Source organism: Pseudomonas sp. NBRC 111127 (genome assembly GCF_001320345.1).
Classification (GTDB): Bacteria; Pseudomonadota; Gammaproteobacteria; order Pseudomonadales; family Pseudomonadaceae; genus Aquipseudomonas; species Aquipseudomonas juntendi.
Window position 1 is genome coordinate 1 of sequence record NZ_BCBD01000058.1, and the last position, 15,691, is coordinate 15,691.

Below are 15,691 nucleotides of genomic sequence, written 5' to 3' on the forward strand. Positions count from 1 at the left end.
TGCGGGCGTGGGTGCAGTTTTTTCAGGTCGCTGGCAGCCTTGTGCGTGCCGATGAAGGCGAACACGTCGACCTTGCCACTGGCCATCAGTGCGCTGACCGTTTCGCGGCCGCGCCCGTAGATGACGTTGATCACCCCAGGCGGGAAGCTGTCGCGGAACGCTTCGAGCAGCGGGCGGATCAGCAGCACGCCGAACTTGGCCGGTTTGAACACCACGGTGTTACCCATGATCAGCGCCGGGATCAGCGTGGTGAAGGTTTCGTTCAGCGGGTAGTTGTAGGGGCCCATGCACAGCGCCACGCCAAGCGGGGCCCGGCGGATCTGGCCCAGCGTGCCTTGTTCCAGTTCGAAGCGGCTGGAGCGGCGGTCGAGGTCTTTGAGGGCGTTGATGGTATCGACGATGTAGTCGCAGGTACGGTCGAATTCCTTTTCCGAGTCCTTGAGGTTCTTGCCGATCTCCCACATCAGCAACTTGACCACCGCCTGGCGCTGTTCGCGCATACGGGCGAGGAAGGTCTCCACGTGCTGGATACGCTCGGCCACCCGCATGTTCGGCCAGGCGCCACGGCCCTTGTCGTAGGCCTGCACGGCGGCATCGAGGGCGGTGAGGGCGGTATCGGCATCGAGCAAGGGTGCGCTGCCCAGTATGACCTGCTGTTCCTCGTCACCCTGCTTGAGCCACACGGGGCTGCGCACCGTGGCCAGCGGGCCTTCCCAGCGTCGCAGTTGCCCGTTGACCAGGTATTCGCGTTGTTCCAGTGGGCCCCCCAGGCGCCAGGTTTCCGGGATGCTATCAGCGGTGGGGAAGAGTGAATCGAGCAGACGGTCCATGGTTACTGCACCTCACGTTACAGGGCGGATTTCAAGGCAGGTGAATCGCTTCAGCACTGAGCATGCACCGGCGCCGGCAAAAACACCAGTGTGGTACACCCGTGAGCGCAGCGCCTGGTGGTTCGACCAGGCGCTGCGGAGTGCTCAGAGCGCCAGGGTGAACAGTGCCTGGGCTGGGCGCATCAGGCCTTGCTGGCGCAGCGCCGGATCGGCGTCGAGCACGGCCAGCCGTCGCCAGAACTCAACGCGTGCATGCTGCGGTTGGGACTGGAATGGCTCCATGTCCAGCAATGCTCTGAGGTCACGGCGGTACGGCAGCGGCAGGCGCTGCCACAGCGCCGCTTCGTCGGGGCCTGTTTCGTCGAAGAAATCCAGGTAGTCGCTTTCGCTGACCAGCAGGTCGACCTGGTGCGCGGCGTTGTAGGCATCGATCTGAGCCCGCACGGGCGCGCCCAGCCACTCGCTTTCAAGGCGCAAGGCATCGGCGACAGGCCGGGTAACCGCGAAGTTTGCAGGCAGGTGCTGGAACTGGTTGGAAGCCAGGTCCAGCACGAACGGTTCGCTGATCTGGTCCAGGCCTTGCGGCAGCTCGACGAGGCTGCAACCGGACAGGAACAAGGTTTTCAGTTGCGCGAGATTGCGCAGGTCCGGTGCGCTGATCAGCGGGTTGTCCGACAGGTCCAGTTGCACCAGCCGCGTGTAGCGGTCCAATGTTCGCTGGGCAATGGCATCCCAGGTAATGCGGTTGCTGTCCAGGTCCAGCCAGTGCAATTGCCACGGCTGGGGCAGGCGCGGTACACGGTCGAAGCGGCAATCCGACAGCATCAGGCGCCTGAGGTTGGGGAAGCGCTGCGCAAGCGATGCCGGCAGGTGGCTCAACTCACTGTTCTGGCTGAGCGAAAGATGCTCGATATGAGCGAAATCATCCGGCAGCGCCAGGCTTGCCAGGTCCTCGTCGTTCAGCCCCAGGCCGGAAAGCTCAAGGCTGTACATGCGCCCCGTGGCGGCAAAAGGCAGGGTTGAAAGGCGCCGCCAGGCGTTGACCAATGGGCGTACCGCGGGCTGGCGCTGCGCTGCGCGCGCAGGGTCTGCCTGCACCCAGCGTTGCAGGTCGCCGCGCAGGTCTTGCAGGCGTTGGTGCAGATCGCGCAGGCGTTGGGTGGTCGAGCTCAGGTCGTCGGCCAATGGCTCGTCCTCGTCATGGCCCAGCCAGGCCTGGATTTCGGCATCGCTGGCATTGGGGTAGATCCGCCGATAAGCGCCTTCTACCGAACCGGTTTGCCGGGGCTCAGGCGCAAGCGGCGTCAGCGGGCGACCGCCGCGCAAGCCACCCGTTGGCCTGGGCCGCACGGCCCGCGGCCCCCACAGGCGCTGTGGCAGGGTCTGCCGGTGCTCGGCAACCCAGCCCAGCAGGTGCTCGCGTAAGGCATTGCCGTCGGCAGCCGTACCCAGGGATTGCCGGGCATGCGCTGGCAGCGCCTGCGCCACCGCACGGCAAAGGTCACGATCCCGTTTTGCCGGGGCAGGCCGCTGACCCAGGTCAGCTTCGTAGCCTTCGGCCGACTTGATGACCCGGCTTTGCAGGCTGGCGTGTTCACTGCCAACCCGTGCCAGCAGCGGCCCTTGAGGGCTGGCTGCGCGCAGTTGCAGGCTCAGGTCGCGGGGCCAGCCTGGCAGAGCGTCGAGTGCACTGAACAACAACCGTTCGCTGTCGTCGTTGGCAAATGCCGGTTGCACCACACCCTCGAGGGCACGCACCAGCGGCAATTCACTGTCCAGCTGTCGCAGCTGCATGCCAAACCACGCAGGGAGCTTGCCATGCGCTTGCCAGGCAGCGGTGTCGGCGGCGTTCAAGCGCATCAGCATGCGCCGGGCCAGGGTGGACGTTAGCCGTGGGTAGGTGTCGAGCAACTGCTGCACCGCCGGCGCTACCGCGCCATTACCCTCGTAAAGATGCTGGAAAAGCCCAGGCGGTGCGCTGTCGCCAAGGGCCTGCACCGCGGCTTGCGCATTCAGGCGTTGCAGGGTGTCGAGCAGCAGCGGGGGCGGTGGCAGCCCTTCGACATGCACCTGGCGCAGCTGCTCGCTGTCGATGCCGCAGATGCGGCCGGCTTGTTCGACCTGCTCTGGGGTAAAGGCGGCGTAGGCCTCGCCCAGGCGGCGTACGCTTGTCTCCAGCGCCCAATCACCGGGTTGCTCGTGTTCGCCGCGCCAGGCGCCTTGGGTGTTGTGCTCCAGTGGCGGCTGCCAGGCTTCGGCTGCTTGCGGATGAACGATGCGCCATTGTTGCCGGGCGTCATCGAAGCGTTGTTCGTAGAGGTGGCGGTCCATCCGGATGAACAGGCGCCCCTCATGCAGGTACTGGCCCTGGGCATTGGCATGCACGTCGGCCGGCAGTTGCACGTCACTGCGGTAAGGTGCCAGGTCCTGGTTCCACAGCCGGTAGCGCCCATCATTGCTGCGCACCTCCTGCAAGCTGTCCATCAAGGGGCTGTCGAACAGTTTGGGCAGCGCCTGGCCCGCCGCCACGAAGCCACCGAGCAGGGCCAGGTTCAGGCCAATCGCTTCGAGGTGTCGCAGGGCCAGCTGGCGGTCGCCTGCTTGCCAGTCCTCGTAGCCTTCCACCGCTTCACCCAGCAGCTGGCAGGCGGTCACCGCCAGCATCAAGGTGCCGACACCGGGCACGAAGAATGCGGCGGCATTGAGCGCGTCCCAGCCCAGGTTTTCCCACGCTTCGAGCCGCCTGGCCCTGGCGCTGGCGTCCGCTGCTGCGGTGGGCACGGCCAGCAGGCTGGCCTCATGCTTGAGGCGCAGCAGATACTGGTCATGGCAGTAGCCGAACGGTTCGCTCGTGATCGCCTGGCGGGTCAGGCGCAGGTCAGCCTGCGCTGCACGTGGCCATGGGCGGTCAAAGGCGGTGTTGCCGGCCGCATCCAGGTTCTGCTGCAGCATGTCGAAGAAGTGCGACTGTTCATCCTGCCGGATGTAGGCGGCGAATGCCTGGCGTTCAGCGGGTTCCACCAGCAGGGTTGCCAGTGTGGCGTGCACCGCCGCCAGGTCACTGCACGGGTGCAGGGCCGGTTCGTGGCCCGGCATATGCAACACCAGCCCGTGCGCGCCGGCATCGATCAGCATGACCTCGTGCAGGGTGATGCCGAACAGCGCCAGCTGCCAACATTGCACGGGGTGCCCTTGCAGCAGCCGCTGGATTTCGTCCCGTGAGGCCCCGTCCAGCAGGTGCCGCAGGTAGGCCAGGTCGGCGGCCAGGCGCAAGCGTGCTTGCTGCGCGCGCACAGCCAGTGCCCGGGTTTCGGGCCGGGCCAGCTGCTGGTCCAGGTGGGTCTGGTAGGCGCCGCCCAGGTCCAGCGCCCGGCACAGCGCCGCGAATGCCTGGGGTGCCAGCGGCAGGCGCTTCACCAGGTAGCGCTCGGACCGCAGGGTGAAGTGTGCTGGGGGCGCTTGCATGCCAATCGGTACCGTGCCGGGTACTTCAACTGCAACCACCTGTATATCACTACCCAGGGCAATGGCACTTTCGGGTGTGAAGGTTTCATCATCGGCGAAGTTCTGCAGGGCAGCCTGCAGCAGGCTATCGCGACGATGGCTGTAAAGATGACGCAGCCCCAGCCAATGCCAATCATGCTCGACCCGCAGTAGTTGGGTATGGAGCAAGGGCGTGTCCAGCCCATGTTCTGCCAGGCGGCCTTTTAGTAGTGGCTCGGCAAACTCACTGATCTGCTTGAGCCCTTTAAGCGCCTTTGCCAACGCCGCTTGCGCATGCAGCAACTGGTTGTGGCTGGCGCAAACCGCCTCGCGCAGGTCGGGTGCGGCATTGTCGAACCAGTCCTGCAACTGCCATGGGGCATGTTGACTGGCCTGTAAAGCGCCCCATTGCCCGGGGTTGGCACGGCGTGCCCAATGCGGCAGTTGTGCCGCGAGCAGGGCGTGGTGTGGATTGTTGCCTATCATGATGATGCACCTCTTTATGCAAAGAAGGCATCAAACGCCAGTTATCGATAGCGAAGTGGTAACCGGTTATCGTGATGTCGGCACGCTTATAGCAATCTGTTGCAACTAAACGCAGTGGCGGCAGGAAATTTGACGCCAGAATAATTCAGACAAATACCAGCCAAGTGCCACTTGCCAAAGTGATTTCGCCCACCTTAAATTGTTACTGAATGTGAAGTTAATGTGCAGCCTAACCTTTGAATATCAATGGGTTAGGTGTTTTTCCGCTGTTTATCTGTCTTGTTCCGATACACCCTGGCACTTCAAAGGACGTGGAAGAAGAAATGAAAGCGACCTTGACCGCAGCGGCGCGAAAATTCATATCGCCCTCCACCCGTTACGAAATCAGACAGTTGGGTAGCCAAGTGCGTGAGGTAATGGCGCGCGCCTGTTTGTGGCGCTGGGAAGTTGCCAGGTTTCGGCTGCAACAGGAAAGCCCTTACGAGATCCTTTACATCGGCCGCAAGCACCAACGGGAAATGGCCAAGCTGCTGATTGGCGGCAAGGGGCAGGGCAGTGCGGCGATCGTGGAAAGCGCCAGTGCCAGCGCACCTGCCGACCATGTGGTGCTGATCAGCGAAATGCCCACTACCGGCGCGCTGTCGGTGCCGCACTATCTGAGCGCCGTGGTGCCACTGGGGCGCCCCCTGGAAGACATCACCGCGCGCTACGACAGTGAACTGCGGCGCAGCATTCGCAAGAACCGCCCGCTTTACCAGATGCGTCAGGCACTTGCCGATGACGAAATTGCCATGGCCGACCGTGAGCTGTTGCGGCCGTACGCGACTGCCAGGCAGGGCATCCATGCGGCGCAGTTTCCCACCGACGATGTGTTCCGCATTGCCCAGAGTGTCGGGCGGCTCGACCTGATTACCTGCGGCGATGAGGTTATCGGCTGCCACCTCGGCTGCGAGGTGGTGCGTGATGGCAAGCGTTACTGGAGCACCCTGCGCTTCGGCTATTGCGAAGCGGTGTTTTCAGACGCCAGGAAGTTGCGCGAAGTGAACTCGATCACCACCTTCATGGCCCTGGAATGGGCGCTGGAACACGGCTTCGATTATTACGACATCGGCCTGTGCCTGGCGCGCCCGGACGACGGCTTGCTGAAGTGGAAGCGGCGGCGTGGGGGCGACATCGATTCGTTGGGCAACCATGCTTACCTGTTCGTGCGGCTGCCAAAGACCGGTACGGCGAAGTTTCTGTGGGACACGCCCATGTTTGCAATGGAAGGCGACAAACTGACCCTGCACCTGGGCCTGCCAGCAGGCCCCAGCGATGACGAAGTTGCCAGCCGTTACCATGAGATGGTGTTCGGCGGCCTGCACAAGATCTACCTCTACGGCGACAACGCCACTGGCGAAACCTTCGTGCAAGCCCTGCGCAACCGCTACGCCAACCAGCAGTCACCCCCCATCATGCAGCGCGTCATGTGCAGTTGAAGGGGCGCACGGATGCGTTGAGTCATCATATTGCGCCATGCGCTGAACCTCGCCATCTAGGGGGACGCTTCATGACAAGCGACATCTCGCAGTTCAATGCTTCGCCGGCCGCTGCGCCACGCAGCTGGACCCTGGCTGCCTACCGTTACATCGCCCGCAAACGGTTGGGCAGAACCCCGCCAATCGACGTCAAGAGCCTTGCCAGCAAAAGTTGGGACATCGCCCCGGGCGAGACCACGGTGTCGCCCCCGGCCATTTACCTGCCGGGGCAGTTGGAGCGGGTCACCGGATGGGAAGGCAAGCGGTTCTACCCCTACGTGCACCCGGCGCGCACCATGGAGGGTGGCATCAGTGCGCTGCAAGGGCCGACCCGTGGCTACCTGATCAAGGATGTATGGCTGGTCGACGGGGCGTTGTACAAGGGTAAGGCCAGCCACTGGCTGTCGCAGAAGCCGAACACCTTCCCGCGCATTGTGGTGGACCATGAAATCGACCGCGCTGCCATTTACTGCACGCAGAATGGCAATTCATGGTTCGGCACCTGGCTGATGGAGGATTGCCCCACGTATGCGCTGGCCTGCAACGAGGGCGTGCCGGTGACCACGGCACCGTCGGCCAGGTACCCCTTGTTCACCCAGGCACCGGCCTACGAAGACTGGTTGGACATGCAGCCGCTGCGCCTGCGCAGTGCGTTTTTCCGGGAGCTGGTGCTGTTCGACGATCAGAGCAACAACCGCAGCCGGCATGCCCGCTACCGTGCCATGGGCGACAAGCTGTTGGCGCATGTCGCCCATGCGCCGCACCCGGGGGTGTTCCTGCTGCGCGGCGGTGATGGTGACCTGCGCCTGCTGCGCAACGAGCTGGCGCTTGCCGAGCACCTGCGGGTTACACGGGGTTTTCGCATCGTCAACCCGCTCAAGTCGGATGTGCCGAGCATCATCGCCGCCTGTGCCGGGGCCAAGGTGGTGATTGGGGTGGAGGGTAGCCAACTGGTGCATGGCGTGAATGTGCTGCAGCCCGGTGGCTGCCTGCTGACGCTGCAGCCGCCGAACCGCTTCGTCAGCTACTACAAGTACCTGACCGACCGTGATCAGCAGCACTTCGGCTTCGTGGTCGGCCTGCCGGAGGGCGACGGGTTCAGGGTCGATATAGGTGAAGTGGAACGCACCCTGGACCTGGTCCCGCAATAACTGTGTAGTATCCAGGCACACGGTAACTGGGGATGGCAATGCTCGAGGTATCACGGTTCTGGCGCGACCCTGCGCTACCCTTTGTCGAGGCCCGCAAGGTAGGCGACGGGCGCCAGGTGTGCTACGCCGCGCATTCCCACGAAAGCTTTTCCATTGGGGTGATCACCGGTGGGCGTAGCACTTACCTCAATGGCGATCAACGCCATGAGGTTGCGGCGGGCACTACCGTCCTGATGAACCCTGGGGTCGTGCATACCTGCAACCCGATTGCAGGGGAGCCGTGGTCCTACCTGATGCTGTTCGTCGACTGGCCGTGGCTGCAAGCGCTGGGGTTCACCTTGCCGGTGCAGACACTCAGCACCTCTGCCGTGCTGTACCAGCGGCTGTTGCAGGCTTTTGCCGAGCTGTTCGATGCCAGTGTGCCGGACCGGGAGGCGCGCCTGGCCACGCTGTTCCGCGAATTGCCCGCCCTGCTGCAGGGCAGTGCGCAGGTCGCCGAAGTGCGTAACCCACGGCTGGAGGCCGCAGCCGCGTTCATCCGTGCCCATCGCTGCGATGCACTGCGGCTTGAGGATATCTGTGCTGCCTGTGGCCTTTCGCGTTCCTACCTGATCCGCGCGTTTGGCCAACACTTCGGGCTGACCCCCCACGGCTATCTGCTCGATCAGCGCGTGCAACTGGCGCGGGCGCAGCTGCGCCAAGGGCGGGCTATCGCCGAGGTGGCACAAGCAGCCGGTTTCGCGGACCAGGCGCACCTGCAGCGCGCCTTCAAGCAGCACCTGGCGGCAACACCGGGGCATTACCGCAATGCTGGCGCCCGCGCGTGCACGCCTGCCTAGGCAGCGTCTGCCGCCCAAGGCGGCTGGGCCGGCTTCAGATCACCAGGTAAAGCGCACTGCCGACCAGCAGCACGGCCAACCCTCGGTTGAGCAGGCGCATATGCCGCGGGTTGCCCAGGTACTGGCGGATAACGCTGCCGGCCCAGGCCCAGCACGCTACTGAAACGAAACAGATAGGCCCGTAGATCCAGGTGAACAGCCACAGCAGCTGCTGCTCGCCGCCCGTGTAGGCGCCAACCCCGGCTACCGCTGCCAACCAGGCCTTGGGGTTGAGCCACTGCATGGCGGCGCCGTGCCAGGCCGACGGTGCCTGCTCGGGGTGCGTGCTGCCCAGCTCGCCGCTGTCACTGGCCAGTTTCCATGCCATGTACAGCAGAAACGCCACACCGCCCCAGTGCAACAGCAGCCCCAGCACCGGCCAGCGCACCAGCAGTTGGTGCAGGCCCAGGCCGACCAGCACCAGCAACACACAGAAGCCCAGCGTGGCGCCGGTCACATGGCCCAGGCTGGCCCGCAGGCCATGGCGGGCACCGCTGCCGAGCGCGACGATGTTGACCGGGCCAGGGGAGATGGAAGCCGCCAGTGCGAAGGCGGCCATGGAGAGGGACAAGCTCATGAAGGAGATCCATTTTGTTGTGAGGCGGCTATGCTGGCCGGTCGCGGGGTGGGGTGTATTGAACAAAAGTACCCGTGTCAGGCGACCCGTCGAAATGCGCGCCCAGCGGCCGGCCTCATTCCGCCCGCCGGCCTGTTACAGGTTTTGTAATAGTTTTACGCTGTCGGACAATCCTGATGTCCTTGTAGCATCATTCTCCCTAATTGTTATCAAGGTCCATATGAGCACCTTCGCGGAGCCCCCCAGTTCGTGGCCGTCCTGGCCAAACCTTCCCCGTCCTCGTGACGCTGCCCTCGTGAGTACCCGCTAATGGAATGGCTAGCCGATCCTACGGCCTGGCTAGGCCTGTTGACGCTTATCGTCCTCGAGCTGGTGCTGGGTATCGACAACCTGGTGTTCATCGCCATCCTGGCGGACAAGCTGCCCCCGCATCAACGCGACCGTGCCCGGGTCATTGGTCTGAGCCTGGCGCTGATCATGCGTCTGGGCCTGCTGGCCAGCATTTCCTGGATGGTCACCCTCACGGCACCGCTGTTCGAGGTGTTCGGCAAGAGCTTCTCTGGCCGTGACCTGATCATGCTGTTCGGTGGTGTGTTCCTGCTGTTCAAGGCCACCATGGAGTTGCATGAACGCCTGGAAGGGCATGTGACCCAAGCCAGCGGCACCTTGCGTCATGCTGCGTTCTGGCCAATCGTCGCGCAAATCGTGGTGCTGGATGCGGTGTTCTCGCTGGACGCCGTGATCACTGCGGTGGGTATGGTCGAGCACCTGTCGGTGATGATGATCGCGGTGATTTTCTCGATCGGCATCATGATCGTTGCCAGCAAGCCGCTGACCCGCTTCGTCAATGCCCACCCCACGGTAATCATGCTGTGCCTGGGCTTCCTGATGATGATCGGTTTCAGCCTGACCGCCGAAGGCCTGGGCTTCCACATACCCAAAGGCTATCTGTACGCGGCCATTGGCTTCTCGATCCTGATCGAGCTGTTCAACCAGCTGGCGCGTGCCCGGCGCAAGCGCAGCCTGCAGCAGCACAAGCCGCTGCGTGAGCGCACTGCGCATGCCGTGCTGCGCCTGCTGGGGGGCCGCCGCGTCGAAGCTGACGAGGTGGGCGAGGAAATCGCCGACCTGGTCGAGGGTGGCGAAGAACAGGTGCTGTTCGACCGTCGCGAGCGGGTGATGATCAGCGGCGTGCTGAACCTGGCCGAGCGGCCGATTCGCACGGTGATGACCGCACGTACCGAGGTCGATGTGATTGACCTGGCGCAGCCGCCCGAGGCCATTGCCCAGGCCTTGGCCAACTCGCCGTATTCGCGCCTGCCGCTGATACGCGGCGGCCGAATCGACGAGCCTTTGGGCTTCGTGCACAAGAAAGAGCTGCTCAAGGAGCTGCTGTCGGGTAACCAGCCCGACCTGGAAGGCATGGCCCGGGTACCGCTGAACCTGCTGGAAAGCTTCAGTATCCTCAACGCCCTGGAGCAGATGCGCGCCCAGTCCACGCACATTGCCTTCGTGGTCAACGAGTTCGGTGACTTCACCGGCCTGCTGACCATGACCGACATCCTGGAGTCGATCGCTGGCGAACTGCCGGATGCCAGCGAGGTTGACGGCCCTGGCATCGTGCAGGAAGGTGAGGGTTTCGTGGTCAGTGGTGCCTTGAACCTCAGCCAGGTGCAGGCGCGTACCGGCTTCAGCGCCCGGGCCACCGAGGACTATCAGACCCTCGCCGGGCTGGTGATGAGCCTGCTCGACCGCCTGCCAATGGTGGGTGATCAGCTGTGTTGCAATGGCTGGACGTTGACCGTGGAGGCGATCGAAGAACGGCGGGTAAGGCAGGTGCGCCTTACACCGAACGGCGACGCTGACGCAGCAGGTGCTTGAAGCCTTCGAGCACCAGCACCAGCACGGCGGCCCAGATCGGCAGGTATGTCAACCACTGGTCTGGGCCGATGGTTTCGCCCAGCAGCAACGCCACGCCCACCAGCAGCACGGGCTCGACGTAGCTGAGCAGGCCGAACAGGCTGAACGGCAACAAGCGGCTGGCCAGCACGTAGGCGATCAGGGCGCAGGCGCTGATTGCCCCCAGCAGCGGAATCAGCGCATACAGCCCTGGGTGCGCCTGCAGGTCAGCGCTGGAAAGCGGCCCCTGCATCACGAAATACAGCGCCCAGGGCAGCAGCAGGCACATGTCGCACCACAGGCCACCGAGGTGGTCGGTGCCGCAGCGCCGGCGCAGGACGAAGTAGACGGGGTAGCCGGTCACCACCACCAGGGTTTCCCAGGCGAAACTGCCATGCTGGTAGAGTTCGTGGCCCACACCCAGTGCGGCGCAGGCCACGGCCACTGCCTGCAGGCGTGACAGGCGCTCGCCGTACACCAGCCGCCCGGTCAGGACCATGGCCAGTGGCAGCAGGAAGTAGCCCATCGACACTTCCAGGCTGCGCCCGTGCAGGGGCGCCCACAGGAACAGCCACAATTGCACCCCCATCAGCCACGAAGTACCGAGCATGCCGAGCAGTAGCACCGGCGTGCGGCGCACGCGCCCCAGCAATTGGCCGACGCGTTTCCAGTCCTTCGAAACCAGCATGAACAAGGTCAGGCAGGGCAGGGTCAGCAGCGTGCGCCAGCCGAATATCTCTTCGCCATCGAGTGGCCTGAGCAACGAGGTATAGAAGTACATCACGGCGAACATGCAGGACGCCACGACGGATGAAACAATGCCTTTTGACACGAATGCCTCGAATACAGGAGTGGAGCGGTTAGGTCAGCCGCCAATGATCTCAGGGGGCGCGGCTTGCGGCAACCGCGAGGCGCCGGGGCGGGTGGGCAGCGCTTCGAGAAACTGCTGTGCAGGCATGGGCCTGGCGAACAGGTAGCCTTGCTGATAGTCCACGCCATGGCGAGCCAGGTAATCGCGCTGCGTTTCGGTTTCCACACCTTCGGCGACAATGCCCAGGCCCAGTTTGGCTGACAGTTCGATGATGGTTTCCAGGACATGCACCGACAGCGCGTCGGCACCGATCATGGCCACGAAGCGCTGGTCGATCTTCAGGTAATCGACCTTGAACTGAAGCAGGTAGTTGAGGCTGGACTGGCCGGTACCAAAGTCGTCCAGTGCGATCTTCACCCCCATGGCATCGAGCTTTTCGAACAGCTCAAGCGCCACGGGCGTGGGTTCGATGAGCTTGCGCTCGGTCAGCTCCAGGGTCAGCACCACCCGGCCTGGGGGAAAGTGCTGCAGGAACGTGCGGCAGTCCTCCAGCAAAGTCAGGTCGCGGCAGTGGTCGGCCGTGATGTTGATGCCGACGTGGAAGCCGTCCTCCAGCAGCGTTGCATAGGGCGCCAGGGCTTGCGCAGTGTGCATCATCAGTGCCCGGGTCATGGCCACGATCTGCCCGCTGTGCTCTGCGTAGGGGATGAACAGGTCTGGGCGTACCAGCCCCTCTTGAGGGTGGTTCCAGCGCATCAACACTTCGACGCCGGCCCAGCGGTAATCACCCTTGCGTACCACCGGCTGGAAGTACGGCAGGAACTCGTCGGCCTCCAGCGCCCGCCTCAGCTCGGCGCGGGGTGAGTTGGCGCGGCGCACCTGCCAGTGGCATACCAGGCCGGCGATCACGCCCAGCACCAGCAGCATGCCGAGCAGGGCAGGGTAATGGCTGCGCCACAGGCGGCTTTGCTCCGCGGCGCTGTACCCGCCCTGTACGCTCAGCGGATAACGCGTGGAGGCCAGCTGCACATTGGCGTGATCAGCGGCCGGCGGCTGGCCATGGTGCACGATTCCGTCCTTGCCCAGCCAGGCGTCGCCGACGCGGATATACAGTGCTTCGTCGGCGCCTATCAGGCGCAGCGCCGTCAGCAGGTGATCGCCGTCGACCGTGCTGATCGCACCGTGGTCCCCTTGGCTGGCCCTGTACACCAACAGTGGGTGGCCGGGGGTGACCGAGTTGCCATCCATCAGCCACAGTTTGCCATCGACATAGTCGGCGGGGTTGACTGGCTCATCGAATGCGCCGAACAGCGACGTGCAATAAATGCTGTTGTGCCTGAACAGGTTGGTGGAGCGCACGAAGGCGTTGCGCGTGACCTGGGTGCGCAACAGCAACTGGGCTTGCTCGCAAGGGACATCGGTGTGCGCCAGCAAGCTGTCGGCGGCGCTCGACAGGTTGTCGAGGATATGTTCGATATGGCCGAGCACCTGCTGCGTGGTGGTGTGGCTGCTGGCCTTCATTTCCCGTTCGATCTGCCAGTGCATGATCGCCAGGCCGCTCACTACCGGCACCATACCGACCACCAGCGGTAACAGGGTGCGCCAACTGAAGGCGCTGCGATGTTTGGCTGTAAGGGGCATGCTGGGTGGCTACGTTGAAAGGCTACGCTGAAGGGTTAACAGAGCATAGCCGTTAGTCGGGCAGGGGCCTTAACAAAAACGCGACAAAGGCATTTACGCACTGTAGAATCGGTTTACGAATAAAACAATAAGGTCCTTCAGTGCCGAAGGATCAAGCCCGCCGAGAATGGGTCCATATGACATACCATGGGTTCAAGCTGATCATAGGTGACTTCCTCGCCCGCAGCGTGCGAGGTATCCCGTGCGCCCCGCCATTTCTGTTCCGCATCCCACGCAATCATTAATTTTTAGCTGCAGATGAGGACACGAACATGGCTGATATCTTCGAAAATCCAATGGGCCTGATGGGCTTCGAGTTCATCGAACTGGCGGCCCCGGCCCCTGGCGTACTGGAGCCGGTATTCCAGATGCTGGGCTTCACCAAGGTCGCGACCCACCGTTCCAAGAATGTGCACCTGTATCGGCAGGGTGGCATCAACCTGATTCTGAACAACGAACCCAAAAGCATCGCGTCGTATTTTGCCGCGGAGCATGGCCCATCGGTATGTGGCATGGCCTTCCGTGTGCGCAATGCCCATGAGGCCTATGCCCGTGCGCTGGAGCTGGGCGCGCAGCCGGTAGAAATCGAAACTGGCCCGATGGAACTGCGCCTGCCGGCGATCAAGGGCATTGGCGGTGCGCCGCTGTACCTGATCGACCGTTTCGAGGAAGGCAGCTCGATCTACGACATCGACTTCAACTTCATCGAGGGTGTCGACCGCCACCCGGTCGGTGCCGGCCTCAAGGTCATCGACCACCTCACCCACAACGTTTACCGTGGGCGCATGGCCTACTGGGCGGGCTTCTACGAGAAGCTGTTCAACTTCCGTGAAATCCGCTACTTCGACATCAAGGGTGAGTACACCGGCCTGACCTCCAAGGCGATGACCGCCCCGGATGGCATGATCCGCATTCCGCTCAACGAAGAGTCGTCCAAGGGCGCCGGGCAGATCGAGGAGTTCCTGATGCAGTTCAACGGTGAGGGCATCCAGCACGTTGCCTTCCTGACCGATGACCTGCTCAAGACCTGGGACGCGCTGAAGGGGTTCGGCATGCGCTTCATGACGGCGCCGCCACAAACCTATTACGAAATGCTCGAAGAGCGCCTGCCCGGCCATGGTGAGCCGGTCGATCAGTTGCAGGCGCGGGGTATCCTGCTCGATGGTGCCTCGCAGCCGGAAGACAAGCGCCTGCTGCTGCAGATCTTCTCGGAAACCCTGCTCGGGCCGGTGTTCTTCGAGTTCATCCAGCGTAAAGGCGACGACGGGTTTGGTGAAGGCAACTTCAAGGCCCTGTTCGAATCCATCGAGCGTGACCAGGTGCGTCGCGGCGTGCTGAGCACCGACTGACACGCTGGTAGTGGCGCCGCCGTCATGTCCCTTCGGCGGCGCGGCTACGCCTGTTCGCGCGCCCTTTCATCAGCGCCAGGAAAACCACCGAGGCGGTCAGGACCCCCACCAGTAGCAAGGAGGGCAGGGTCTGTCGCATCGACTGGCGAATCTCCCGCGCGGTGAAACCTTCGGCATAGCCGCCTACGACCCGGTAGCCGTATTTCTCCGAAAGCATGCTGGTCGAAAACTCGTCCTGCGAGGGGCGGGCGCCGGCGCGGCTGTCGCCGCCACTCCACAGGTAGCGGTCGTCGAATTCCAGCAGCAGCGTCAACCCGTCCTGGAAAGCGTCCAGCTCGCTGCGAAGCTGCGAGGCATACGCCGTGACAATGACACCCTGGTTATTGTCGGCCGTATACAGGTTCACCAGCAGTTTGCGGCGGGTATCGGCGAGCCCATAGGAAATCTCGACCTGGCGGCCAGACGTGGCAAATGCGGTCAAATCCTCCAGCGGGTCCGGCGTGGTACTGCAATAGGCCTGCTCGCCCTCTACCAGCGTGAGGGATCTGAGCATGGACAGGCTGGTGACATGATCCTGCAAGGTGTTCAGGGCGCTGGCACAAGGCTGCCCGGCCAGCGGTAGTGAACGCAACGCGGTTTCCTGCATGCGGTTGCATGCCTGATCGACACTGTAAACCGCTTCCTTCACGGAAACAGCCGCATTCTCCGCAAGTTTCGTTTGCAGTTGCAGGATCATCACCAGCAACCCGGATACCACGGGTACCAGCCCCACCACGATGAGCAACAGCAACTCCAGCATGCTACGCCCGGCGTTGACGATGTACGACATAGACCTATTGCGCTCCGCTGCAACGCTGTTCCAGTTGAACAGCCGAGCCCAAAGCCTAGGTCTTCGATGGTCGTTCGGCTGTAGGCCGAAGAAAGCGCGCGTGACAGTAATTGCGCAAACCTGCGTAAGCCCTATCGGCCTGCCAGCGGGGCCAGCACCTTGAACTCCGCCATGGTGGGCTGAACGTGCTGTGCTAACTTC

General features: G+C 63.3%; 11 protein-coding genes. 5 read left to right on the plus strand and 6 right to left on the minus strand.

The features are described from left to right. Positions 1 to 830 (minus strand): aldehyde dehydrogenase family protein (locus tag APH30_RS12890; RefSeq protein ID WP_156326461.1); only part of this gene is annotated, 830 nt, incomplete at its 3' end. Positions 831 to 974: 144 nt separating this feature from the next. Continuing rightward, entirely contained in the window at positions 975 to 4,799 is a 3,825-nt protein-coding gene (locus APH30_RS12895; protein ID WP_054912773.1) for a dermonecrotic toxin domain-containing protein, read from the minus strand. Positions 4,800 to 5,122: 323 nt separating this feature from the next. Between APH30_RS12895 and APH30_RS12900 the strand changes: the two genes are divergently transcribed. From APH30_RS12900 to APH30_RS12910, 3 genes are all read left to right on the plus strand, one after another. Further along, complete coding sequence (locus tag APH30_RS12900) at positions 5,123 to 6,277, plus strand: hypothetical protein (protein WP_054912774.1); 1,155 nt, start codon at positions 5,123 to 5,125, stop codon at positions 6,275 to 6,277. A gap of 71 nt (positions 6,278 to 6,348) precedes the next feature. After that, positions 6,349 to 7,467: a glycosyltransferase 61 family protein gene (locus tag APH30_RS12905; protein ID WP_054912775.1), complete on the plus strand. Its 1,119-nt coding sequence runs from the start codon at positions 6,349 to 6,351 to the stop codon at positions 7,465 to 7,467. 38 nt (positions 7,468 to 7,505) lie between these two features. After that, positions 7,506 to 8,306, plus strand: coding sequence for an AraC family transcriptional regulator (locus tag APH30_RS12910; RefSeq protein ID WP_054912789.1), 801 nt, complete (start codon positions 7,506 to 7,508; stop codon positions 8,304 to 8,306). 34 nt (positions 8,307 to 8,340) lie between these two features. On the opposite strand, the gene APH30_RS12915 is transcribed toward APH30_RS12910, so the two are convergent. Beyond that, on the minus strand, positions 8,341 to 8,922 hold the full coding sequence (locus APH30_RS12915) for a LysE family translocator (RefSeq protein WP_009685561.1): 582 nt from the start codon (positions 8,920 to 8,922) through the stop codon (positions 8,341 to 8,343). 309 nt (positions 8,923 to 9,231) lie between these two features. On the opposite strand from APH30_RS12915, the gene APH30_RS12920 reads away from it, so the two are divergent. Further along, positions 9,232 to 10,803: a TerC family protein gene (locus APH30_RS12920; protein ID WP_054912776.1), complete on the plus strand. Its 1,572-nt coding sequence runs from the start codon at positions 9,232 to 9,234 to the stop codon at positions 10,801 to 10,803. Here APH30_RS12920 and rarD read toward each other — a convergent pair. Both rarD and APH30_RS12930 read right to left on the minus strand, forming a co-directional pair. Further along, a complete protein-coding gene (gene rarD / locus APH30_RS12925) occupies positions 10,766 to 11,653 on the minus strand; it encodes an EamA family transporter RarD (protein WP_029887129.1) in 888 nt (295 codons plus the stop codon). The genes APH30_RS12920 and rarD overlap by 38 nt on opposite strands. Before the next feature lie 33 nt (positions 11,654 to 11,686). Beyond that, positions 11,687 to 13,273, minus strand: coding sequence for an EAL domain-containing protein (locus APH30_RS12930; protein WP_054912777.1), 1,587 nt, complete (start codon positions 13,271 to 13,273; stop codon positions 11,687 to 11,689). A 311-nt stretch (positions 13,274 to 13,584) separates the two neighbouring features. Here APH30_RS12930 and hppD point away from each other — a divergent pair, with 311 nt between their 5' ends. Beyond that, positions 13,585 to 14,661, plus strand: a complete 1,077-nt coding sequence (hppD, locus tag APH30_RS12935; RefSeq protein ID WP_009685557.1) for a 4-hydroxyphenylpyruvate dioxygenase — start codon at positions 13,585 to 13,587, stop codon at positions 14,659 to 14,661. A 22-nt stretch (positions 14,662 to 14,683) separates the two neighbouring features. On the opposite strand, the gene APH30_RS12940 is transcribed toward hppD, so the two are convergent. After that, positions 14,684 to 15,490, minus strand: a complete 807-nt coding sequence (locus tag APH30_RS12940; protein ID WP_054912778.1) for a CSS-motif domain-containing protein — start codon at positions 15,488 to 15,490, stop codon at positions 14,684 to 14,686. Between the last annotated feature and the right edge of the window lie 201 nt (positions 15,491 to 15,691).

What these genes read in the sequence shown, in the direction of transcription:
- APH30_RS12895 (WP_054912773.1), bottom strand. Translation starts at nt 4,799, where the DNA reads ATGATAGGCAACAATCCACACCACGCCCTGCTCGCGGCACAACTGCCG.
- APH30_RS12900 (WP_054912774.1), top strand. Translation starts at nt 5,123, where the DNA reads ATGAAAGCGACCTTGACCGCAGCGGCGCGAAAATTCATATCGCCCTCC.
- APH30_RS12905 (WP_054912775.1), top strand. Translation starts at nt 6,349, where the DNA reads ATGACAAGCGACATCTCGCAGTTCAATGCTTCGCCGGCCGCTGCGCCA.
- APH30_RS12910 (WP_054912789.1), top strand. Translation starts at nt 7,506, where the DNA reads ATGCTCGAGGTATCACGGTTCTGGCGCGACCCTGCGCTACCCTTTGTC.
- APH30_RS12915 (WP_009685561.1), bottom strand. Translation starts at nt 8,922, where the DNA reads ATGAGCTTGTCCCTCTCCATGGCCGCCTTCGCACTGGCGGCTTCCATC.
- APH30_RS12920 (WP_054912776.1), top strand. Translation starts at nt 9,232, where the DNA reads ATGGAATGGCTAGCCGATCCTACGGCCTGGCTAGGCCTGTTGACGCTT.
- APH30_RS12930 (WP_054912777.1), bottom strand. Translation starts at nt 13,273, where the DNA reads ATGCCCCTTACAGCCAAACATCGCAGCGCCTTCAGTTGGCGCACCCTG.
- hppD (WP_009685557.1), top strand. Translation starts at nt 13,585, where the DNA reads ATGGCTGATATCTTCGAAAATCCAATGGGCCTGATGGGCTTCGAGTTC.
- APH30_RS12940 (WP_054912778.1), bottom strand. Translation starts at nt 15,490, where the DNA reads ATGTCGTACATCGTCAACGCCGGGCGTAGCATGCTGGAGTTGCTGTTG.